This is a genomic window from Neobacillus sp. DY30, assembly GCF_030123065.1.
Taxonomy (GTDB): Bacteria; Bacillota; Bacilli; order Bacillales; family Cytobacillaceae; genus Neobacillus.
In genome coordinates, this window is the sequence record NZ_CP126093.1 from 5,785,921 (window position 1) to 5,810,370 (window position 24,450).

Annotated in this window: 20 protein-coding genes; 3 read left to right on the forward strand and 17 right to left on the reverse strand. The window is 35.7% G+C overall.

The features are described from left to right. Window positions 1-124: 124 nt before the first annotated feature. From QNH29_RS28545 to QNH29_RS28570, 6 genes are all read right to left on the reverse strand, one after another. Entirely contained in the window at window positions 125-889 is a 765-nt protein-coding gene (locus QNH29_RS28545) for a tyrosine-protein phosphatase (protein WP_283862605.1), read from the reverse strand. A 102-nt stretch (window positions 890-991) separates the two neighbouring features. Next, window positions 992-1,696 (reverse strand): CpsD/CapB family tyrosine-protein kinase, encoded by a 705-nt coding sequence (locus QNH29_RS28550; protein WP_283862606.1) that lies wholly within the window; start codon window positions 1,694-1,696, stop codon window positions 992-994. Then, window positions 1,686-2,438: a YveK family protein gene (locus QNH29_RS28555; RefSeq protein WP_283862607.1), complete on the reverse strand. Its 753-nt coding sequence runs from the start codon at window positions 2,436-2,438 to the stop codon at window positions 1,686-1,688. The genes QNH29_RS28550 and QNH29_RS28555 overlap by 11 nt, the downstream gene beginning before the upstream one ends. Before the next feature lie 379 nt (window positions 2,439-2,817). Beyond that, entirely contained in the window at window positions 2,818-3,543 is a 726-nt protein-coding gene (locus QNH29_RS28560) for a LytR/AlgR family response regulator transcription factor (protein ID WP_283862608.1), read from the reverse strand. A 270-nt stretch (window positions 3,544-3,813) separates the two neighbouring features. After that, the gene (locus QNH29_RS28565; RefSeq protein WP_283862609.1) at window positions 3,814-5,898 is read right to left on the reverse strand and encodes a PAS domain-containing hybrid sensor histidine kinase/response regulator; all 2,085 of its coding nucleotides are present in this window, start codon (window positions 5,896-5,898) and stop codon (window positions 3,814-3,816) included. Between the two features lie 234 nt (window positions 5,899-6,132). Beyond that, window positions 6,133-6,867: a LytR/AlgR family response regulator transcription factor gene (locus tag QNH29_RS28570; protein ID WP_283862610.1), complete on the reverse strand. Its 735-nt coding sequence runs from the start codon at window positions 6,865-6,867 to the stop codon at window positions 6,133-6,135. Between the two features lie 238 nt (window positions 6,868-7,105). Between QNH29_RS28570 and QNH29_RS28575 the strand changes: the two genes are divergently transcribed. Beyond that, entirely contained in the window at window positions 7,106-7,873 is a 768-nt protein-coding gene (locus tag QNH29_RS28575) for an SGNH/GDSL hydrolase family protein (RefSeq protein ID WP_283862611.1), read from the forward strand. A gap of 41 nt (window positions 7,874-7,914) precedes the next feature. Here QNH29_RS28575 and QNH29_RS28580 read toward each other — a convergent pair whose 3' ends face one another. Beyond that, a complete protein-coding gene (locus QNH29_RS28580; RefSeq protein WP_481858850.1) occupies window positions 7,915-8,064 on the reverse strand; it encodes a YwzD family small protein in 150 nt (49 codons plus the stop codon). Window positions 8,065-8,315: 251 nt separating this feature from the next. Between QNH29_RS28580 and tagU the strand changes: the two genes are divergently transcribed. Then, window positions 8,316-9,257, forward strand: coding sequence for a polyisoprenyl-teichoic acid--peptidoglycan teichoic acid transferase TagU (gene tagU / locus QNH29_RS28585; RefSeq protein ID WP_283862613.1), 942 nt, complete (start codon window positions 8,316-8,318; stop codon window positions 9,255-9,257). 29 nt (window positions 9,258-9,286) lie between these two features. On the opposite strand, the gene QNH29_RS28590 is transcribed toward tagU, so the two are convergent. After that, window positions 9,287-9,565, reverse strand: a complete 279-nt coding sequence (locus QNH29_RS28590; RefSeq protein WP_283862614.1) for a hypothetical protein — start codon at window positions 9,563-9,565, stop codon at window positions 9,287-9,289. A gap of 434 nt (window positions 9,566-9,999) precedes the next feature. On the opposite strand from QNH29_RS28590, the gene QNH29_RS28595 reads away from it, so the two are divergent. Next, window positions 10,000-10,764 (forward strand): DUF6270 domain-containing protein, encoded by a 765-nt coding sequence (locus QNH29_RS28595; protein WP_283862615.1) that lies wholly within the window; start codon window positions 10,000-10,002, stop codon window positions 10,762-10,764. A gap of 50 nt (window positions 10,765-10,814) precedes the next feature. Here the strand turns inward: QNH29_RS28595 and QNH29_RS28600 are convergent, their stop codons facing one another. The 9 genes from QNH29_RS28600 to QNH29_RS28640 form a co-directional block, all read right to left on the reverse strand. Further along, entirely contained in the window at window positions 10,815-13,223 is a 2,409-nt protein-coding gene (locus QNH29_RS28600; protein ID WP_283862616.1) for an N-acetylglucosaminidase, read from the reverse strand. Window positions 13,224-13,315: 92 nt separating this feature from the next. Continuing rightward, window positions 13,316-14,719, reverse strand: coding sequence for a right-handed parallel beta-helix repeat-containing protein (locus QNH29_RS28605; RefSeq protein WP_283862617.1), 1,404 nt, complete (start codon window positions 14,717-14,719; stop codon window positions 13,316-13,318). 70 nt (window positions 14,720-14,789) lie between these two features. Continuing rightward, window positions 14,790-15,815 (reverse strand): hypothetical protein, encoded by a 1,026-nt coding sequence (locus QNH29_RS28610; protein WP_283862618.1) that lies wholly within the window; start codon window positions 15,813-15,815, stop codon window positions 14,790-14,792. Window positions 15,816-15,852: 37 nt separating this feature from the next. Beyond that, window positions 15,853-16,857, reverse strand: coding sequence for a serine O-acetyltransferase (locus QNH29_RS28615; RefSeq protein ID WP_283862619.1), 1,005 nt, complete (start codon window positions 16,855-16,857; stop codon window positions 15,853-15,855). Window positions 16,858-16,932: 75 nt separating this feature from the next. After that, window positions 16,933-18,567 carry a teichoic acids export ABC transporter ATP-binding subunit TagH gene (gene tagH, locus QNH29_RS28620; RefSeq protein WP_283862620.1) on the reverse strand — a complete coding sequence of 545 codons (1,635 nt, stop codon included), beginning with the start codon at window positions 18,565-18,567 and terminating at the stop codon, window positions 16,933-16,935. Between the two features lie 15 nt (window positions 18,568-18,582). Then, the gene (locus QNH29_RS28625; RefSeq protein ID WP_283862621.1) at window positions 18,583-19,386 is read right to left on the reverse strand and encodes an ABC transporter permease; all 804 of its coding nucleotides are present in this window, start codon (window positions 19,384-19,386) and stop codon (window positions 18,583-18,585) included. Next, entirely contained in the window at window positions 19,383-20,660 is a 1,278-nt protein-coding gene (locus QNH29_RS28630) for a nucleotide sugar dehydrogenase (protein ID WP_283862622.1), read from the reverse strand. Before QNH29_RS28630 ends, QNH29_RS28625 begins: the two co-directional genes overlap by 4 nt. A gap of 18 nt (window positions 20,661-20,678) precedes the next feature. Next, entirely contained in the window at window positions 20,679-23,384 is a 2,706-nt protein-coding gene (locus tag QNH29_RS28635) for a heparinase II/III domain-containing protein (protein ID WP_283862623.1), read from the reverse strand. Window positions 23,385-23,457: 73 nt separating this feature from the next. Further along, complete coding sequence (locus tag QNH29_RS28640) at window positions 23,458-24,450, reverse strand: glycosyltransferase family 4 protein (RefSeq protein ID WP_283862624.1); 993 nt, start codon at window positions 24,448-24,450, stop codon at window positions 23,458-23,460.

Sequence of the window (24,450 nt, forward strand, 5' to 3'; positions counted from 1 at the left end):
AGCGTCTAAGGAATAAAGAGAAGATTTCTCTCCCTTCCCACAGCATAATCGAGTGCCCCCATGGATAACGGACAGATGAGCCTCGCCGCTTCAGACGCCAGCCTGATTAGAAGTATTTACGTGATTAAAACAGATTAAATAGCTTTTTCCTTTTTATTCTCTCCGGGTCCTCTTTATACACATGCTTTCCTTCAATAATGAGAGCTGCATTTTCTTCAAAGTAGTAAAGCATCTCGTTCCCATACCATTTTTGAATGTTGCCATAGGCTTCTCTCATTTTAAAGCCACGGCTTGTGATGTTATGAGCATCTGACGCAATAAGGTGGGTTAGATTTGCTTCAATTAATTGCAGCGAGAAATTTTTAATTTTTTTCCCAAAGTCCCCACAAACACTAGCGGCTGTCACTTGAGTCAGTGCACCTTTTTTAACAAGTTGGTAGAGAAGTTCAGGTCGTTCAATGATTTCCTGATTCCGTTCTGGATGTACTATTACTGGAATTAGTCCACTCATCTGCAAATCATAAAACAACTTTTCCGTATACCTTGGCACATGTTTCGATGGTAATTCTACTAATAGATATGGTGTATGGTTAACTGATAGAATCTGTCCTGCCTCATAACCTTCTACCATTTCACCATGAATCCGCACTTCCTGCCCTGGTACAATCTCTAACTCTATCTTTTCTTCAAGTAAAGCCTTGTTTAAAAGTTCGACCTTTTCCAATATAGATTTCTTGGGGTTTTCATAGGAGTTATTCAAATGATGTGGTGTTGCCACTATTGTATGTATCCCTTGCTCAACAGCTTTCCTTGCCATGTTAAGAGAATCAGAAAGAGATTGTGCGCCATCATCGACACCAGGCAGTATATGACAATGTACATCAATCATGGCAGCACGTTCCTTTCCAGTTATTTGTTAATTTTCTCCGACAATATTCATGGTACCATCGTCGAATACTTAGGTAAAGGGGGGTATTTTGTCGAATTTTAGTTATTTCGTACCATAATAATAGTAATAGTCATTATCTTTCATTTCTTTATGGTTTAATACCACACCAACCAACTTGCTTTGGGCATTCGCCAGTAATTCCTTCGCCTTTTTCGCTTGGTCAATTTCTGTTTTTCCGCTATATACAACCATTATTGATCCATCAACTTTATTAGCGAGTATTTGCGGATCCGCTACCGCTAATAATGGCGGTGTATCGAATAAGACATAATCAAATTGTTCTTTTGCTTCTTCCATAAATTGCTCCATTGACTTTGAGCTAAGCAGCTCTGCGGGATTCGGTGGAATCGGGCCGCTTGTTAAGATATATAAATCTTTTTCTTCTGTCTCAAGAACTGAGTTCGCAAGTGTAGCTTGTTTCGTCAGCACGGTGGTGAAACCAAATAGATTATTGACACCGAACGTCCGATGAACCGTAGGCTTACGAAGGTCGGCATCTACTAGCAACACTTTCTTACCTAGCTGAGAAAAAACCACTGCTAGGTTTGCCGCTGTTGTCGACTTTCCTTCCCCAGGACCAGAGGACGTTACCATAATCGTATTAAGTTCCTCATCTACAGCGGAGTACTGGATATTTGTCCGAATCGTTTTGTATTGCTCTGAAATCGGTGACTTTGGGTCAAGTGCTGCAATTAACTTCCGACTTGGATCAGTTGATTTAAATTTCTTTTTTCTCTTAAACACCATACGTATCACCTCTTCCTGTTGACCTAGAACCTGCTGCTTTACGTAGTTTTAACTCCTCCATCTTTTGATCATCAATTTGAGCAATAACGCCTAAAATAGGAAGTTCAAGGATTTTTTCAATATCCTGTTCGTTTTTAATCGTGTTGTCAAAGTACTCGAGTAAAAAAGCTAGTCCAACAGCTGCCATTAAGCCGACTACAAGAGCAATCGCAACATTTAATAATGGCTGTGGTTTAATCGGTGCTTGGTTTTCGGAAACCGTTGCTGGTGCAAAAATCTTAACATTATCAACATTCATAAGATTGACAATTTCACTTTGGAACACTTCTACTGTTTTATTTGCAATATCCGCAGCCATATTTGGATCTGGGTCTTGTACTGACACATTGACTACCTGTGAGTCCTTTTCACTGCCAACCGTAATTTTTCCTTTAAGTTGTTCTGCCGTCATATCAAGATCAAGTTGGGTAATTACCTTATCCAGAATAGGAGAACTTTTTATGATGACATTATAGGTGTTAATTAATTGTAGATTGGTTTGAACTTCACTAGGACTATAAATTGTTGGCTCATTCTTTGCCTGATTTACGAGTATTTGTGTCGAAGCTTGATAAATTGGGGTTAGAAAAAAGTAACTAATGACTCCGCTGACTAATCCAGCTGTCATGGTAATGAGTATGATCATAACGAGCCGTTTTTTTAACGTCGTTAGTAACTCTTTTAAACTAATTGTTTCTTCCATAATATCCTCCCTGTTACTTATTGCCTATTTCATTTTCAGTATGGTTCGCCTTTTTTTTACAAAACAAAGAGTATTATATCATGAAACAATGTCGATATTTGTCGTTTTATGAAGAACGATGAATATTTATTTTATTTTTTAGATTCCATTTTAACTATTTGCTTTGGGGTAATTAGCTGTCACGGATTTGACATATTTTGTATGAATTTGTAAATTATGTAACCAATTGTAACATAATTATTGTAAAAAAGTGCAGGATTTTCAAAATTGGTATATATTACACTTAATCAGAAAATCTGAGAAAATAGAGGTTTTGTTATTTTTTACAGTACAAAATAAAGAGATTTCCTCCATAACAGGGAAATCCCTCTACATGCACTTATAGACCTAATAATCGGTGAACCACTTGTATTTTCAATTTCGAAATATTGGCCTTTTTATCTGGAACATTGAATTCAGCTATATAGGTTTCACCAAAGGGTTTAATCTTTACGATTTTCCTTAAATTCACTAAATAGGATCGATGCGTCTTGAAAAAGTACTTTGGGAGTCTATCTTCCATTTCCTGCAGCGACTCAACGCTTTCGTAGCGGTCCTTGTCTGTATGAACAATCAATTTTCTGCCTTCTTTTTCAATATAAAGAATATCTTCGATTAAAATATAAACGAAGGTATGATTTGACTTGATGGCCAGCTTATTTTTTATAACAGGGTTCGCTTTTGTCAGCCCCTGTAATTGGAGTGCTTGTTTCGCTTTTTCCAAGGCGATAAATAAGCGGACCTTCTCAATTGGTTTCACAATATAATCGGTTGCTGAAATATTGAAAGCTTCAACAGCAAATTCTTCACAACCTGTTGTAAAGATTACTTGAAGAGAAGGAAGCATTTCTTTACAACTTTTCGCTGCCTCTACCCCATTTAATAAGGGCATTTGTATATCCACTAACACGATATTAGGCTTTTCCTTCATGACCACTTCGATGAGTTCTTTGCCAGTAGAAGCTTGTCCAACTATCTTATATTCAGATAATAACTCAATAAAATAGGAGAGGAGGGTTCTAGAAGACACGTCATCATCCGAAATTACTACTTTTAATTCTTCCATCAAACCCCTCCCTTATACCGAAGTTACCTTTTATTGTAAACACTTCATCGGGAATCGATACAAATGATTAAGAAACCATTTTATGTTTAAAATGAACTAGTATTTATACCTATCTATCTTATCTTTTCTCTTTCATCGAGTCCATTCGACAAAGACCATGATAGGGGCTTAAAACGGCACTTTAGCTACTGCCGGGGACCGTCTGTGTCATCAAAAGGACTTTTCACGACAAAAATTCCAAATTTCTAACATTTACATAGAGCCATTTGGCTAGGCTAAATGTTTTATGATCGCATTTATAACGCTGGGAACATCGAATGGTTTTGTGATATATTCCTTAAATCCCTTTGCCAGGGTACGGCCGATGTCCTCCTGCATGGCATTCGCACTCAGCGCTATAACCGGAATATCCGCCGATTTTGGATTGGATTTCAGCCTTTCAAATACTTCCACACCATTCATATCAGGAAGTTGCAAATCCAATAAGATCAAATCTATCTTTTGGTTCCCCGCTGTCTGGATACCTTCCGATCCCGAACTGGCCGTAAGTAATTTCATTCCCTTTATGTTCCCAAGAATTCCAGCTACTAATTGTTGATTGGAAAGGTGATCTTCTATATAGAGAATGTTATACTCCTTGTGTTCTGGTAAGAGCATTTCATTTTTTTCTAGCGACACGGGGTGGTTCGTTTCATGCTTTTGCATCATCGGGAAGCTAACCCAGAAATCACTACCCACTCCTGGCTGGCTCTCTACTCCAAGCCTGCCACCCATTAGGATTGTAAGTTGTTTAACAAGGGGAAGGCCAATCCCCGTCCCTTCTACGAATGGATTTTCAAGGCGGTAAAACGGTTCAAAAATTTCCGTTTGCGCTTCAGGCGGAATCCCTATTCCTGTATCTCGTACATGAATCGTCAGCAGGTCATCCTTGGATTCACAGCTAATAATGATTTCCCCATTTTCCCGATTATACTTAATACCATTATCTAGTAGGTTCAACAGGATCTGTCTGAGTTTCATTTGATCAGCATAAACAAAAGCATTTTCACATACGTTCCGCTCTTTCATTATTGTAATCCCTTTGACATCTGCAGCTGGGCTTACTAAATTGATACATTCATCGATTACACTCGCTATTTTTATGTTTTCAAATGATAGTTTTAGTTTTCCCGATTCTATTCTCGAAAGATCTAATACTTCATTAATTAAGCTCAACAGATGCCTTCCACCTTTTAATATTTCCTTAACGAAGGTACGTTGCTTCTCAGTAAGTGTTTCCTGGAGCTCAAGCAATTGTGAAAAGCCAAGAATTGCATTCAGCGGTGTCCTCAGTTCATGACTCATATTGGCTAAAAAAGCCGATTTAGCCTTATTCGCTTTCACTGCTTCTTCTTTTGCCCTTAGTACTCCTGTTTCCATCGCTTTTCGCTCGGTAATATCTTCAAAGACCCATAAATACCCCTTTAGTTCTTCATCCATATAAAAAGGAAAATAGCTTCTTTGAATCAATTGGTCATTGCTCATTTGGACTTCATCCACCACAGGCATATTATTCGCTAAAATAACTTTTACTTTTTCCCGCTCTTCCTCACTATATTTATACGATGGCTGATAGTATTTGGAAGCAGGTTGCCCGATTAAGTTCTGTCTTGACTCGTTAATTCTAAATAACTCTAAGCATGGTCGATTTACGGCGACAATCTTTCGATCCGTATTGATAACAATGACCCCTATTGGAATACTATCAATGATCGTTCTCATCAACGCATTCGACTCTCTTAGTTTAATTTCGGTTTCTTTTTGCTTCGTAATATCCATCATCGTCACTAAAACTTGGGGGACGTCTGTAGAATCACATGGTTCAAGAAGCTTTGTATTTAAAGATATCCATCTTGTTTTTCCATTGCTTTTCATGCCTATGACTCTGCCTGTTATCGATTCTCCCGTTTTTAAGGTAATCGCGACTGGATAATCTTCTAATGCTAAAGGATTTCCTTCGTTATCTACGAAAGGAAAGTTTGGTTCCAAAATGTTCAACTTTTCATGAAATGTCTCGCGATCCAAATTAAACATTTTATAGGCATTTTCGTTCAACGCTATTTTCTTGTGATCCGCCCCATAAAGAATGACACCCTCGGGCATTACACTTAGAATATTCTTATACCGTTTTTCGCTATTTTCTATTATTTCTTTTGCTCTTTTTAACGCTGAAATATCATCACTCGATTCAATGAGAGGAATATTATTACGCTCTCTGTATGCATCCAACAAATTATTCATTTTGTAGATTTTATAGCACGCAGCACTTAAGGCAATTATCAATAAAAAGATAATCGTTATAGCAAAAGGTCCCACCTTTGATTTCCCCCCTTCTAAATTCCTCCGCCATCTTATAGACTTACTATTCCCAAAACAAATGATGATAGTTGCCAAATACAGCTACTTTTCCTTTTCACACCATTTATTCTGTATGTTAAACACCTTAATGCAGCAAACAATTAGATACATTATTATACCTATTAGAACAATCTATCCAAAATAAAAAGACTACCAAGGAAAATAAACCCTCCCTGGTAGTCTCTCTTTTTTCTAGATTGAGATTCTTTCTCTTAGTTCATTAATTCTCAATTTAGAAATACCGGCATGTTTGTCAAAATCCTTAAAATAGGCAATAAAGGTTTCGTTCTGCTGCTTAATTTGAGTAATCTTCTGTAAATTAATGATATAAGAACGGTGAGAATGGAAAAAGGTCTCATCAAGTTGGGTTCCTATCCTAGCAATGGTTTCGTTCGTTTCATACACTTCTGTATCGGTATAAATCAGGCACTTTTTCCCGGACTTTTCAATAAAGTAAATCTCGCACATCGGGATAAATAGCGTACAATGTGTATCTCTTAATGCTAGAACATCCTTATTCACTTTCGGTAAGCTGCTTTCCTTTTTGCCTTGTTCAAGGTCAATGAGGTTTTTCGCTTTATTCAGCGCTTGGAGTAAACGTGTTCTTTCTATCGGTTTGACAAGATAATCAACAGCTGCAATTTCAAAAGCCTCCACTGCAAATTCATCAAATCCAGTAATAAAAATAACCTTCACCTTCGGACAAAATGACAGGCATTCCCTTATTGCCTTTACCCCATTTTTCTTTGGCATTTTAATATCTGTCAGGACAAGATCCGGCTTTTTTACCATCGCCTGCTCCACCAGTTCCTCGCCGCTCTCGCACTGCCCGACCAGCTGAAAATCTGGCAGGTCGCTGATGAAATATTTCATCATCTCGAGTGAAGCTAGATGATCATCTGCTACTAACACTTTAATTGGATTCATTCGGAAATTCCTCCGTTAATTACGTAAATCAGAGCGGTAACTTTCTCGCTCTTTCATACTTATAATCATAGCAAATTTCTCTTTCCACTTTTGAAGAAACCCTAATATTTAATAAAATATACCTGTTTTTTTTGCGAATTTTGTAAAAAAACGCAGACTTTTTGAGGATGTATTCATTTAAACGGCTGATAGTTTGCTATAATGATAGGAAGATTCTATTAAGTTTGGGGGAATATGGATGAAGTGTTTACTCACATGCCTTTGGGGATTCGTATGTTTAAGTGTGCTTGTGTATGGTCATATCCACTGGAATAAGGAGACAGCCGCCAATGCAGTTGCAACGACACAAGGGGTCGAACAGCAGGAGTCAGAGGAGTCCAATGAAGTCACCTTTGATCAATACTTGGCCCTTGCAGCAAATTGGCCCGAAACGGCTAAGCAGTCATTTAAGCAAGCCTTGGAAAGTGAGCAGCCCTTTAAAATCCTCTTTGTCGGGACAACCGCAAATCAATGGGAGGCAGAGGTCACTCAACGATTAACAGAAAGTTATGGAAGTGAACATATTACTACAGCTATACATACATACGATCAAACATCTAAGGATATAGTCTCAGAAAATAAGCAACTAGAGTTGGCAGCGGAGAAAGCACAGCTCGTGGTCATTGAGCCGTTTTTACTGAACGATAACGGCAAAGTAAAAATTGATGGTACCTTAGCCAATCTAACAAAGATTATAGAAGATGTGAAGCTTAGCAACCCAGACACTGCCTTCATCATTCAGCCTTCTTACCCGATCTACCTTCCTAAGTATTATTCAACACAGGTGGAAGCGCTAAAGGCATATGCGGAAGAAAACAATTTGACTTATCTAGATCACTGGACAGCTTGGCCCGCAACGGACAATCCAGAAATTAAAAATTATTTAAATGAGGATCAAAGCAGTCCCAACGAAAATGGTTATCAAGCATGGGGGCAGTTTCTAGTTCAATATTTTGTAAATAAATAAGGAAGACTGGCGTTTTTCGCTAGTCTTCCTTATTCTATATATTAACTAATAATATTTTTTAGATCACTTTTTAGTTCCGCCAGTATTTTTTCAAGTGTCATTTCGTTTTCTGTTAGACCTCTTTCGTAAGCCTTCTTCACAATCATAGAGAAATCGACTTGTTTCGAGCTGCCGCCCTTTGCCTTAGTCATCTCTTTCAAATATCCCCCCTCTAATTTTTCTTATTATTTAAGTATTTTAATAAATTACTAGTCAAATGTAAATACATTTCCATTCCAAATTTGTGGAAAAAGGGTGTAATTTACAGAATATTGTAGAAAGGTGCCTTATTAAAGTATCATTATTCCATATTTTATCCACAACTTACATCTATCTATTTTACTGTTTTTTTGGTATTCTATCTGTTGTGGTCAAAATTTGTAAAATTTTCGGAGGAAAAACGATGAGATCAAAAGATAAAAAGAGTAATAAATGGTTAAAAGTTACTGGTATTATACTCCTTGTTCTTATCATTGGAGTTGGAGCTTATGCTTTTACTGTATATAATTCACTAAAAAATGCCGTTGACACTATGCATGAACCGATTGAACGCAAGCAGTCTGAAAAGCGTCCAAAACCTGTAGAATTAGTTGAAAAAGATCCATTCTCCGTCTTATTACTTGGCGTTGATTCCAAGGGTGATAAAGGGCGTACCGATACGATTATGGTACTAACCGTTAATCCGAATACAAATTCTGCAAAATTGCTGAGCATACCACGTGATACACGTACAGAGATTATTGGCAAAGGCTATCAGGATAAAATCAATCATGCCCACGCTTTTGGCGGCGTTGAAATGGCGATGGATACCGTAGAAAACTTCCTTGATATCCCGATTGATTATTATATGAAGGTAAATATGGAAGGGTTTAAGGATATAGTCGATGCAGTTGGAGGCGTAACAGTTAACAATACACTCGACTTCTCTTACCAAGGCATTCACTTCCCAGTAGGTCAAATCACTTTAAGCGGAGAGGAAGCATTACCATTCGTTAGAATGCGTAAAGAAGACCCTCAAGGAGACTTTGGCCGTAATACAAGACAGCGCCAGGTTATCCAGGCAGTTATTAAAGAAGGGGCAAGCCTTTCAAGCTTAACTAACTTCCCTGAAATCTTCAGTGCGATTGGAACCAATATTAAAACGAACTTAACCTTCGATCAAATGGTTGATATCCAAAAGAACTATAAAACAGTTGGAAATAACGTTGAACAGATGAAAATTACCGGACAAGGCACCAAGATTGAGGGTATTTACTATCTACAAATACCAGAAGATGAAAAGCTGCGTGTTCAAACTGAGTTGAAAGCACAACTTGAATTAGATCAAGCAACAGTACAAAACTGATTGGGGACTTTCCCAATCAGTTTTTTTGTTTAGGATACCATCTTTTTATTTAGTTGAATTTCAATGTCGTATAGGGCGTTTTTAAAGTCTTCTCTCAGCCAATGATAGGTTTTTGTCTGTTTGAATTCCTTCATACAGCTTTTCAAACTTTCCTCTATTTCCATAGTTGTCTCTAGCCTTGCCCTGCCCACCGTACTAGGGATTGTTGCAAGAAACTCCCTTAGGAGGCCGTTATCGTAATTAGAAAGAACCTCTAAAGAAATAGAAATGGCTGATTTGAAGCTTAAAAGATCTTTCACGTATAACATTAACAACAACCCCTTTTCATCTTATTTTATTTATTATTTCATATCCTTATTAAATAATCTGTTGAAATATGGTTATTGCCCTCTAATATTATTGTCGAATACTTTTGAGATATAAATCAGATTTTGTCCTTTTAATAATTTTTAAAGAAGGCCATAGTATAAGTAATGCAAGCTGATTTTATTACTTCTGCTGGGTCTAGTAGTAAACCTAAACGATACCTAAAAACCATGATATTGTTTAATTTGCTGGTTATTGTTATTACAAAAGGAAGCGGTTACTTTAACCATTCTATATTGGGTTATATTTCCTACTTTGCCGTTTTTCAAACATATATATAGTATTTATATGGTATAATAGCCAAGTTAATAGTTAGAACCTAATTAATTTTAAATACTTTATAAATAACACTAATAGAATTGAGGGTTTTTACATTATGAACATTGGGATATTTGGTGGCTGTGTTTCTAGAGATATCTTTAGATTATTTCCAGAAAGAGATCATGTTCAGCATTATTCTGCAAGGACATCATTAATAAGCCAGTTTTCTGAGCCTACGAAAGTAGATCTAAATGATATTAACCTTTCATCCGCTTTCCAAAAAAGAATTGTAGCTGCTGATTTTAATAAAACACTTAAAAAGGATTTAGAGAGTTTGGATGTGGATTTCTTTATTATTGACTTCTTAGTAGAAAGAATTAGTTTATTAGCTAATGGTAATAAATATATTACCCGTTCCAAAGAACTAAGCAATTCTGGCATTTTGAACAATAAGAAATATCGACTTGGTAAAGTTGTTAACCGTAAAGCGGATGATATGGTACTCCTTCATGAATGGTTTAATGCATGTGACCAATTTATTGCATCTCTTCAGAAAAATTTCAAACCAAATCAAATTATTTTAAATGAAGTATATTTAACCGAGCAGTATAGAGAGCAATCAGAGATTAAAAACTTTGACGAAAAGCAAACTGAAGGTATCCGGGAAACAAATTCTTTGTTGAAAATGTATTATTCATACTTTAAAGCGAGATATCCTAGTATCAACTGCATTCAGATTTCGAAGGAAAACAATGTAGGGGATTTAAATCATCAATGGGGTCTTAGTCCTATGCACTTTGTTGATGACTATTATCTCGAGGCAAGACAACAATTGAACAAGATTTATCAAGAAAATCAAGTTCAAACAACAACTTTATAACAATCAAAAAACCGGCATAGTGATGTATCTAGCCGGTTTTTTTAATCTGTTTAATTGTACTTTGGAACATCGTAATAAAGCGTATAATTATCTAGCATCTGATATATATTATAAATACTACTTACTTGCTTATAAGCCCAGCTAATATCTGTCGCATATTGATGCCAAGGTGCTATTGGATTCCATCTCATTTTATAAAGGGTATCCTGTTGAAAAGTAGTATTATAGATATAGTCTTCGCTAATAAATTTTGCTCCACCTATAATGGCTGCCTCAGGGGTAAACCATCCGTTATCATACGCGGTTTGTGCACCACATGTTAATGGACAAGCATCTACCGCCCCGTAACCATACATATTGTACACTGTCTTACCGTTAACTTCGATTCCATTGGCCAACTTAGATGTCCCATTACCTGTTTCTAAGAGTGCGTGCGCTATCAAGTAAACCTCATTAACGTTATATTTCTTAGCAGCGTCAACGAACGCTTGACCTTTTCCAGCCAAGATTCCTTTCCCATTCAGAATCTTATCATTAACCTCAGCAGCATTTAACTGTGCTGATTGTGAAAGTTTAAGGAACTGGAAATAATCTTTGGTATTATCTATTGAAAAATTGCTAGGATCTAAATAAGATTTGACATCTTCTTGTTTAGCATTCTGCCAAGTTACTCTTACTTCTACCCAATCACCTATTTTTCCGATAACTAGCACACTATTGCCACTATTTAATTTTTGAACAATCTCACTATCTATTGAAGGTGCTGTTCTTAAGTTAACACCATTCCCTGTAATTACCTGTCTGGCCATGTCTACAAATTCAGCTGACACATATCTTCGCTCATTACGATACATATCTGTTTGGGGACTTCTAGTCATTTGTATGTCCAGCATACTATTTAGGGACAAACCATAATTTGTATACATTAGTTGAGGCCCAACTTTAGTTTTTATCGCCGTACCTATCCAGCCATACATTTGATTAAGCTTCAAATTAGCGGCCCTGACATTTTCATATCCAATAATATCTTCAATAACAATTTGATATTGTTCTAGTCTATTACCTGTTGCTTGATAAGTAGCTGAAAGGTTATTATTCTTAAAGAATTCCTGCCCTTTTTTTACCAATGTCATTCCAAGCACAGGCTTTGAAATGACCCTATAACCTGCATATCCAATAAGCCCAGTTGGCTTATAGGTTATTGACCAGTTATTATTGATAAAGAACCTGCGTCCTTTATTCACATGCTCTAATCCTAAAACCGGATTTGAAATAATTTGGTATCTTTCATATCCAGATTGACCTGTAGGCTTATAGGTTACTGACCAATTATTGCTTTTGAAGAAATTTCTTCCTTTGTTAACCAAATCTAATCCTAACACTGGATCTGAAATGACTTGATATCTTTCATATCCAGTTTGACCAGTTGCTTGATACGTTACAGACCAGTTATTATTTTTGAAGAAGTTTCTCCCCTTATTTACTAGGTCTGTTCCTAAAACGGGTACAGATTTAATCTGGTATCTGTCATACCCTACTCTTCCTGTATCCTTGTATGTTATAGACCAATTATTACTTTTAAAAAAGTCTCGGCCAATATTGACTTGCTTTATTCCTAATACAGGTTCAGAGATGATTTGATACCTATTATTCCCTATAAAAACATAGCTTCCCTTTATTCCTGTAGCTTTTTCGAACTGTTGAAGAATATTTTGGGTAGCCGCTTCACCAGAGAACCCGCCGCTGACTAGTTGATAGTAACTCTGGGGTGTTCCTAAGCCTATATAAAAAGCGCCGATTCCAGTTTCTCTTTTAAACTGCTCCATTATCTCAATAGTCCTAGCTTGGCCGGAAAACCCTCCACTAATGATTTGATAGTAGTTTAACTTTTCTCCTAAACCAACATAACTAGCATTAATCCCAGTGGAATTCTTAAATTGCTCTAATATTTGTTTAGCTGTGGTTTCTCCGTTAAAACCACCACTAATGATTTGATAATAGTCTAGTTTTTCTCCGATACCAACATAATTACCCGTTATCCCGGTTTCAGTTTCTAATGCTTGGAGGATCTGTTTAACTGTTTCTTCCCCTGAGAAACCTCCCGTTATTAGTTGATAATAGAGTAGTTTATCACCTAAACCAACATAATAAGCAGGAATACCAGTACTAGTTGTAAATTGGTTAAGGACATTTTTCGCATGACCTTGATCGAATATTTCACTAGACTGAATTTGATAATACTCTTCATATGTTCCTGTAGGTTGATATTTCCCTGTCCATTCTGTTTCACTATGAAGCTTATTAAGTGCAGCATTTGCTTGTATTTCTCCACTAAATTTCCCTGTATAGAGCTTATAGGTAGATAAATCTATATAAGCGTCTGTGGTCTTAGGAAATAGTAGGAAAAAAAGCAAAGAAACACAAATTATCTTTACTATATTATAGGACTTTTTTCTCATTATTTTCCTCCCTTCTATATAACAATCTATAATAATATTATATAAAAGCAGGAAAACAAGCAACCAAATTTAGACAATTTTCTTCAATTCTCTTACTCTTGTTGTTTTATAACTCTATTATCTTTCACTGTAAAATCTTGTAAATTTTCTGTTTTCCCTTTAATAAACGGTCCTTTTAAACCCTCTATACTATTACCAGAAGCGTTAATGGTCCCTTTATATGAATCTAGTAACATAATAAATCCTTCTAGGGAACTTTTATTTATGCTTTTATAGGAGTTATTTAAAATATTCACATGATTACCAAGAGAAACGGCTATGAAACTTCTGCTAAAACCTTCGTGTACATTATTCTCAACAGTAATGTTTGTACCCCTCGTTAAGAATCCATAGCTAAAATTTTTCACATAATTGTTCTTAAATGTTATATGATCGGCAGTTGAATGTGTTCCGAAACCACTATTTCCACTAGCAAGAACACCATCTTTATACCCATAGGCTATTGAATTTGCAACTGTTCCAAATCGTGAAGGTGTATCACCAGAAAAGTCTACACCCCGTCGTACTCTAGCAAATGAACTGTTTGTGATCAATGTTCCTCTGCCGCCCCAATCCTGTATACCATATCCGGAAGTAATATCTTTTGTTGTACCTAGGTTAATCTTCACATTACTCACGACAGAGTTGTAGGTGTTTTTCAGTTGTATTCCAAGAAGCTTTGAATTTGTTACGGATACATTATTGATTTTTGCATCGATGGTATAATTCACCTTTATCATTACCGTTTTTAATGGAGTAGGATGCATAAACGATACATGGCTTAATTCTAGAGATATTTGGGGATAAATTTTAGCCTCGACACTTTCATCTTTTCCTACATTGTACTTTCCATTGGTATTGCTATCTAAATAGACTTTCTTACCTTCAACTTTTTTTACCCTATGCAATTCACCCTTTTTTAGATAGCCTCTATTATCCCAAAACCAAAGTTTAGATGAGACTAAATGAATCAAGTCACCCGGCTCTATTCCCTTCGTATCATTTAACTCAACGTAAGGTTGATCATAGGCTATTTTTTTTGATACAAACGTAGATATATTTTCTACATTGTTAATTAGAATAGCACTCTCACTACTTTTTTGAATGATCATAGCCGGCCTGTCACTATCCTCACTTTTAATGGTGATTGTATGACTGCTTTCCAAAGGTTGATCTATGATATATCTTGCCCCCGCTTTTAGAAGAAGGGTATCACTATGATCAATCGCCTTTTGAAGAGAGTTTGTATCTGGTTTGTTATCAAACCCATTTGCACCAAAATCCTCTGGTCTATGTTGAGATAATTCAGTTATTTCGGATTCCCTTAAATCTTTACTCTCAACCGGGTGGTCCTCATACTTTAATGTGGGAATTTTCTCTTCTGATGTAAAATAAGAGACGACAATTGTTACAATAAAAAGCAAGATTACTATTATTGCATTACTCTTGATCTTCATGGAAACTCTCCCTTTCTTATATTAGTGGATGATGAATGGAGAGGACTTCATATCCACTATGACTCACCTCTTAAACTACAATTGGATTTGCACCAATTTTTACAATTCCCTTCTCATTTCGTACGTATATCCTAACCCGGTAATTCCCCGCTTCTCTAATTTGTACCTTGCAGGTGTTTGCTCTACTATAATGTACCTTTTCAAAAGGATCATTTTCATTCCCTTTAAAGAAATAATAGGCATATCTGACCGATGAATCATTTTTTAAAGAGTCTGAAATCCTGCAGCTAACTTTTAACTCATTTCCTTCTTGTTCTAACAGAGCTTCTGAAACAGCTATCTTCCCCGTAATTCTGGATAATTGGTTCAGTAAAAAAGGTGTATAGTATGTACCGATTAGTCCATGATCCGAGTATTCTTGTATATCTAAGTTAAAAGGGATTCTAGACTTCTTCAGATTTTCAATAAAAGGTTTTCCATAATTAATAAAATGATGATCACCAGAACCGCCATGGATATTATATTCTGTATTTTTCCTCGGATTAAAAAAGATTTTGTCATAAAACCGGTTTAAGAATCGTCGATCATTTTCTTCATTGCCGCCCGTTATTAACTTTAATACTGTATCTCGGGTGTATTTATTTAGCCAAAGGTAGTCGCCAACTTTTGTTTGCATTCCTCCAGCAATTACATGACCTAAGCTGTATTTCATTCCAAAATACAAAGCAGCGGTGCCGCCTTTACTTGAGCCAATCGTAATCACATTTGACATCGGAATTCGCATCCGATTTGCTATATAATTAATTAAGGCCATAACGGTTACTTCATAATCTAGAGATTTATTTTTCCCAAGATAATAACATGGGTGATCCTCGTAACTATCTAAGATATAAAGTTGGTGGCAATTAAAGTTTTTCAACTGTTTCACATAGTTATATCTAGCTGGCTCACCTGTAGATTCTTTCCCATTGAAGCCTGAAAATCCAATAATTAAGTGATTACATTCTTCTGTTGAAAGGGATAAATAATATTTAATGGGTATCGCACCATTAAAGACCTTTTCATTCTCTTTAATCATTTCCGAAATTGAAGACAAATTGACCCACCCTTTGTTTCTCTTAATTTAATGTTTCTTATTTAAAATACCCCTTATATTTCTCTATATCTGTACTGATAACTCTTGCCGGTACACCAGCAACAACGCAATTGTCAGGTACATCTTTAGTCACAACAGCATTCGCACCAATGATTACGTTGTTACCAATTCTTCCGCCAATACATTTAGCCCCAGGTGAAATAAAAACATTATCTCCTATGATAGGCGTTTCACCGCGTGAACCAATGGTTACATTTTGTCCAATTACGCAATTTTTTCCTATTCTTGCTTTCGTATGTATGACAACTCCAATTCCTCCATATCCAAATCTAGTTCCTTCTCCTAACTCAGCGGTATAAGGCACAACTGAACTAAAACGGAAATGGATAAAGCGCTTAATTAGCTTTGCCCCGGATAGCAACCCATTTGAGTAACAGTATTTTGCAATTTCGTAAAGCTCTAACAAACTTAATTCAAACATTGTTTTAGTCACTAAATTATCTGGTACAAAAATGGAAGTAAAGATATCAGATTGATCATTTATTCTTTCGTTTTTAGGATCTACATAAACAATCTTTAAATGATCTAACCTTTCGGCATATGCAGGTTCAATAATTTTTACATTAAAAAATGATTGTCCCCATTTCTCCATGTCATCATCAATAAAAAAAGAAACCTTATATTTTGTTTCCAGGATTGCTTTAACCGCAGCAGCTAATCTTGAAACCCCGTAAATAGCCACCTCTGGTTTACCAATAGGAGAAGCTTTGTCCTTAAAACCATTAAATGTGATTTTTTCACTCGTGTTGATAATTTTATTATTTTGTTTATCTTTAATAAAAACTCGCACAGAGTAAATCCCTTTATCCTGAAGGTTAAATAAGATACTCGGATTGTCTGAATAAGCGACCTTTTCAATAATTTCTTGATCCTTGTATAGATAGAATGCATACTTTAATTGCTCACCAATTGCCTTACATTCAACCTTTAGCTGAAAAAAGTTCACCAATTTTGTAATGAATTTTTCTACATTAATGGCCATCCCATAACACCTCTTACAGTAATCTCACAATCTTTGGCAATACACAAAATATCCACCTATTCAAGGTGGGGTATTTTATCGTTCTTCTATTATTATTGATCTTTCACTTTTATTTATAATAATTTTATTGTTATCTGTATTTATAAGAGAATAATTTTCCTCTTCATCTATTAATGAAGCATTCTGAACTACTTCCATAAAATCTTCTGATTCGATATCAATATTGTTTATTATAATTGCGTCAGCTACTCCATTTTCAATTCGATATTGAATATCGCCGCCGCTAAACTCGAGTAAAGTTATCATTGAGCTTACTTCAACTACACCACTTAACCCATTAAGGTTATTCTTTATAACCTCTTCTTCTGAGCCAATATAGGATAGATAAAATTGATAAGCATTTTTAAAAGAGTTTGGAGCAATGGATAACATATCATTCATGGTAATATCGTTATCACTAACTTCAGAGTCCATTAATTTAATATTACCCTCCTGTGTGTATCCTATCACTCCATCCTCCAATTTAACTTTATATAAATCATCACTTTGTTCTAAGACATAGACCTTTTCAGAAAACGACAAGTTACGAATTGGGCTTTTTTTTTCAACTTTTTCATAAACATCTGAGCCATTCTTTATGACAAGGCCATCACTGTTTATGATTGTTTTTTTATTTGAGGAATCAGCCGCTGATTGTTCTTTACCAGTGACCTTTTCCTTACTTCCAATAGCTTCAGCCGTTTTTTCATCACTCGTAACCCCATTATTAATTAATAAAAATGCATTAATAATAAAGAAGATAAATAAAGCCCCAAGCAGAAGATTTTTCTTTTCCTTTACCTCCGGCACCTTTGACTTACGTAAGGATCGGCTTCTTGAAAGTTCTTGATTGTTTCCTGTAGAAGGATCATTTTCTTCGTTCACTAATTGCTTTGCCATCATTTCATTTTTATATCTTCTCTGTTCCTTAGGACTAAGCCCCTTATGCCAGGAAATGTAATCTTTATAATCTTTAATCACTTTACCGATTCTTCCGAAATCTTGTACTTTTCCATGATGTAACCAAATAACCTTATCGCAAAATGAACGAACTTGCGAAATGGAATGACTAATAAAGAAAATGGTCTTTCCCTGCTGTTTAAACTCTTCCATCTTCGCTAAACACTTTTCATAAAATGTTTCATCTCCAACGGATAGTGCCTCGTCAATAATCAGGACATCCGGATCTGTATGAACCGAAATAGCAAATCCTAAACGTGAACGCATTCCACTTGAATAGTTTTTTACAGGTTGATTAATAAAATCGCCTATATCAGCAAATTCAATAATTTTAGGTGTGATTTCTTTTATTTCTTCTTTTTTTAATCCATGCATTAAACATTTAATTTCAATATTTTCCATGCCGGTTAAATTATTATTTAATCCTGCTGAAATAGCAATAAGAGATGTTTCGCCATTAATAGTGATTTTCCCAGATGTAGGCGGTAAAACTTGTGCTAACAAATTGGACAGTGTTGACTTACCAGAACCGTTCACACCAATAATTCCAATTGTCTCACCTTCATATACCTCAAACGATACATTTTTAAGTGCATAGAAGGTTTTATTCTTTCGTTTTGTTGTTTTAAATAGATCTAACAACTTATCAAATTTCCCCTCATAAAGGGTATAGCTTTTTGAAACATTTTCAAATTTCACTTTTGGCTTCATAATATAAGCCTCCGATTAAATGTAGTCTACAAATTTATTTCGAAATTTAATATGCATATATGAACCCAAAAAGAGCAGTAGTAAAGTAAGACTCCAGAAATAAGAAGTATACTTAATATCTATAAAAAACCAACCTTGTCCAAGAAATGTATTTCTAAATCCTTGTATTAAGTAGAAAACGGGATTTAATTTTAATATATTTATATAGATAGTTGGCAGGTTATCCATTTTCCATACAATCGGTAATAGATAGAACATCATTCTCATTGCCGACTGAATAATCATCTGAAAGTCTCTAATAATAATTGAAATTGTTGAAAATAAGAGTGATGTAGCAAATAAAAAAGTAAATAAACAAAATAAATAATAAGGAAGCTGCAGTAAGTAAATTCCAGAATTTATATTATTAATAAACAGTAATATGACTAATACTATCATCATAACCAGAAAATTAAAGCCATTGGTTACTAAGTTAACCGAAGGCAATATACTTACTGGGAATTTCATCTTTGAGACTAAGCTAATTCTTGAGTAAATACTATTGGAGCCTTGCATCATCGTAGGACCTATAAAAAACCATGGGATTAATCCTACTAAAAGCCAAATCAGAAAAGGAGTGTCCCCAACCGGAGACCCCTTCCTGATTCCAAAACCAAACACAAACCAATATAAAGCCACTTGGATAGCAGGATTTAAAAATTGCCATAGCCACCCTAAGTAGTGTAACTGGTATTTTCCTTTTATATCATAAATAGCTAATCGGAAAATAAGGTGAACATTTTTCAATTGTTCATTTAGGACTTGTAAAACAAATCTCATATAGTAATTGCTTCCTTCTTAGTCGCTTTATAAAGGTTTCCAAAGTTGTAGTATTCTACTTCAGTAGGAATCATGCCGACTACATTTTTAGTATCAAAGATTCTCTTATGAGCCATGCCATTAAGTTCTTCTGGTTTGATTTCTTTAAACTCATTATGGTCTGTAAGAACAACAATTAGATCTGAAGCATGAACTGCATCATTAATGTTTTCAATAACAAAGTCTTCCTCAACATGTGGGTCGTACGCACGAACGTTGTACTTTCCTTGTACTTGTAGCATTTGATAGATTTCCATCGCTGGACTCTCGCGAATATCGTCAACATTACCCTTATATGTTAAACCAAATAGAGTAACATTCTTTCCTTCTACTGATTCCATTAATCTATCAATATTTTCTATTACATACTCAGGCATAGAAGTATTGATAGTCCTTGCTAGATTAATTAATTGTGCTTGTTCTGGCGCTTTTGCTACGATGAAATATGGGTCAACAGCTAAACAGTGACCGCCAACACCTGGCCCTGGTGTGTGAAGATTTACACGCGGGTGCTTATTAGCCATCTCAATTACATCAAGAGCATTAATCTCTAACTCGTTACATACTTTTGTAAGTTCATTCGCCAATGCAATGTTTACATCACGGAATGTGTTTTCCATTAACTTAGACATTTCTGCTGTTTTCGCATTTGTCTTAATGATTTCGCCCTTAACAAACGTGCTATAAACCATTGCACCCGCTTCAGTACACTCAGGTGTAATTCCGCCTACAATACGGTTGTTATAGATTAATTCGTGAAGAATTTGACCCGGAAGTACTCTTTCAGGACAGTGAACTAAGAAAATATCCTTACCCACTACAAAGCCAGCTTCTTCTACTAACGGCTTAACATGGTCATCCATACTTCTTGGTCCAATTGTTGATTCTACGATTAAGACATTCCCCTTCTGTACATATGGAAGTGCTGCTTTCACACCGCTTAATACATAGGTTAAATCACAAGATTTATATAAATCATCATTATTGGGAGTAGGAACTGCAATAATAAATGCATCTGCAGCTTCTGGAGTTAGGGAAGCCTTAAACTTTCCGCTCTCAATTACTTCTGTAAGTGCCTCTTGTAAGCCAGGCTCTTCAATATGAATTTTGCCACTATTTAAAGATTCGATTACCGCTGGTTTAACATCTACACCTACAACCTCTACACCGTGTTTTGCGAACATAATTGAAGTTGGTAATCCTATATAACCTAAGCCAATCGTTACTAGTTTCATTTCTCTACCATCCTTTTATTAGTTTATTGTGATCTTTGTTGTATTCATAGCTGTTTGGGCTCCGAACTGGTCTCTTACATAAACCCTGGCAAAATATACGCCGCTTGAATCAACATTGTGTTCCAATTTTGACTCACTTGTATAAGAGTACTTTTTCAATACTTCATTATCTTTATAGATATAAAAGGCATATTTAAGTCCTGATCCACTAACTACAGATTCTACCTTAATTTTCCTGCCATCCGCTGAGATAGGTAATTTAATAATTTTTAAGACACTTTGTTGTGGAAGCACATCTGTCTTCCCATCTAACTCAATACCAAGTATTTCTTTTGCTTTTCCTAATAGATAATAAGGGAAGTAGACTTTTAACTCTTCATGGTTAACCCCTTCTGAAACCTTTAAATCTACTTTAAAACCTCTATCTTTCAAAACGTTATATAATGGCATAACATGATTTTGATAGTGATGGTCATTTTTCCCTACGAAAATATGGAGGTTCGGAGAAAATTCCGATGGCTGATTAATAACCTTAAAGAGAAGGTCATCTAAATACAAGCAATCTGCCTCTTCCGTACCGCCTGCAATGTACTGTGCTATATTTGGATGGTTCGCCTCTTTTAGCAAGAAAGATCCCATCTTACTTTGTGGTGCACCAGCTATAACATTACCAAAATAGTATTTTATACCATAATAAAGTGCCGTATATCCACCTTTAGAAGACCCCATTGTGGTTACATTTTCAGCATTTATTTTATTTTGTCTCATAATATAGTGAATTAATGAAACAACAGAGGTTTCTATACTATAGTCTCTATTTTTCCCTAAATAATAGGATCCTTGGTCACCAAAGTCATCCAAGATAAATAGCTTATTAGCAGGTATGTCCTTTAATGTGCTCATATAATTATATAAATAACTATATCTAGTTCCAAGTGCTGAAAACACCACAAACAACTGGTCTTTGTGTTTCTCCGATGCAGCTGGTTCAAAATGATATCGAACACTTCTAAGAGACTTAAATTCCTTTTCTAAAGCAAAAGGCGCTTTATCACGTTTCGGTATTTTGAAATCTGTTAATCTAAACTCAGTGGTACAACTAACATTTTCCCCGCTTAAATCCACTTCTATTGTTGTCAGCATTTCCTTTGCTTCCATTTTCGGAAACTTCCACCCTAATACAATTGGCAATGTTTGCCCCTTAACCGTTCTAATAGAAAAAGGAGCGTTTGCGGAAACCTCTATTTCCATCACCTTTTCATCATTTCGGAACAGCTCTATCATTCGATCACGAAGATGTACTTGTACATCTGGCGCAACATGCCATAACAGCTTATATGCATGTTTCTTATCTGACATTATTTCATCATTAACAAAAATGGAATTATTGCTGCGTTGATATTTTACATTCCGTTGATGTTCAACATTCTCGAAACGCTTATTGACTCCCGTTACTTCGCTTATATCCTCAGAAACGTTATAGTCTGAGAAGTAAACACTATCGAATTTACCGTCGGTACGAGGCAGTCCCTTGCCATCGACAATGAGCGTATTATGGGCAAAGGAAGAGTACGCATATTTTGTATATGGATCTTGATAGTTATAACCATTTGGTCCTGCCTCAGTAATAATTTCACCGCCGGAATAAATCGTAAGGTTTAAATCATCACTATGTTTATGATAATTTGCATTATAGGCAGCAGAAAACAGCACATATGTCGCCTTTTCCTTTTTCATCCAATCATCGCGGAAAATCGCATATCCTGCTTCTGGGAATACCTTCACATTCTCATTCGGTGCTTTACCAGTTTTACCTGATGAGACCGCAAATCTATACGTTTCACTTGTATATAACGAACCGTAACTGCTAGCGTTAACAGGTATTGACTCCGTATCACACATAGGAGGAAATTTACCATCCGGACGGATAATATAAGTTGAATATTCCTCAGATTTATCAAATAACCTTACAAAATCCTCGCTAATCCTTGGATCAATTTCTTCCATCCACGAAACTAACTTCTTTATATTTAGTGCCACCATCATATGATAGTTCGGCGATTGTTCTTTATGAACTCCATCTTCCGTGAAAACACTAAAAAAGTATTCCTTTAATCTATTTACAGCTAGATTAATATAACGCTTGCTAAGAGTGTTCTTGCCATTATCGAAGTAAAATCCAAACAGTAAAAGAGAAATATCTTGAAACATCCCATGGTTGGTATTAGTTGCATGAAAATGCTCCTCACTCAACAGTCCGGCTGTTTCCCACATTCTTGTTTCAATCTTTTCTCTGTCACTTTCAGTGATAAAGTTCCACGCATATATATAAAACTTTAATAAGTATTGTAAACGAAGTGCCGTTGTTTCGTCGTGATAGGCCATCGTACCTTTATTGAGTTGGTATGAATGTTTCCCCAGCCAATCACTTATTAACTCCATACCTTTGTTTATATATTTCAAATCAAGCGTTTCTTTATAGGCGTCAGTTAAACAGCCTAGAAAGGTAAATCCATGAATCAACCTTTCAAAACTTCTTGAACGATTATCATTCCAGTCAATCAATTTAGAGAACTTTACTACTCCAAATGGAGGTAAGGTATAAGAATTTTTATCTACTATATTATTTGCAGCTAGTAGATAATCCTTATTTCTACTCTTCGGCAAAGCCCCTAGAATGGCATCTAGCCTGTCCGTACTTAAATTAGAAGGATTAAATATCATTTTAGTTTTCCCCCCCTCGACTCTTCCCATTTTACTATGTTATTTTTATTTTTAAATGTAAAATAATTACCATCTAATTGGATAGGATTTCTTCCACAAGGTCTACCCACTGTTTCCCTACCGTTTCAATATCGAATCGCTTAACGTAATTTTTCGCATCCTGCCGTAGTTTCTCTGTAGATTCCATCTTATTAACTTCCTGTATACGATTAACAAATCCATTGATATCTTCATACAAATACTCTTGATTATAAATGGTCTCACTTCCATCCCATTTAAGGATTAATGGAATAGCACCTGAAGCCATTCCTTCACTTGGTGCTAAATGGAAGCTTTCAAAATCACTTGTAGATAGAACAAATCCAATTTTTTGAAGCCATTCATCTACATCGCCGTATCCGTCAAAACTAACAGCGTCTTTCCACCGAGCTTCTTCGATTCTCTTGAACTGTTCCTCGTAGTATTCTCGTTGTTCTTCCTTGTTCCATAACCATGGATACTCTTGTGGTAATTTTCCTTTAATAAACAATTTGTATCGCTTATCTGAAGCCCATAGCTCTTCTAAAACATTTAAGGCTAGATCGAGTCTTTTCATTTTTGGAGCAATTCCAATGATTCCTAAATGGTAATCCGCATCTGTTTTGGGCTTGTCCAATTTCGAAGCGTCCAACACATTGTAAATCATTCTGGTCTTTTCCCGTGGTAATTTGAAAACACGGTAAAATTCTTCATAAACATATGGTGAAATGGCAATGATTGCATCAATATTCTCAATCGTGAATTGACGGGGGTATGCAGTATCTAATTCCTGTCTATGCATACGGACAATTAATTTTTGATGCGGTCGTTTGTGGGAGGAATACCAAACAGCGTTCCCTAAGCCCCACTCACAGATAATTAAATCAGCCCAATCAAGGCATTCTTTACTGTACTTCTCATCATGAACGTTATGACCTGTCCAGTTATCTAAGCGAATTTCAAACTTATTGGTTTTTTCTAGATAATCAATGATCAAGTTCACGAATTTTAAGTCATGTCCGGCAATAACCATCTTTACTTTACTCAT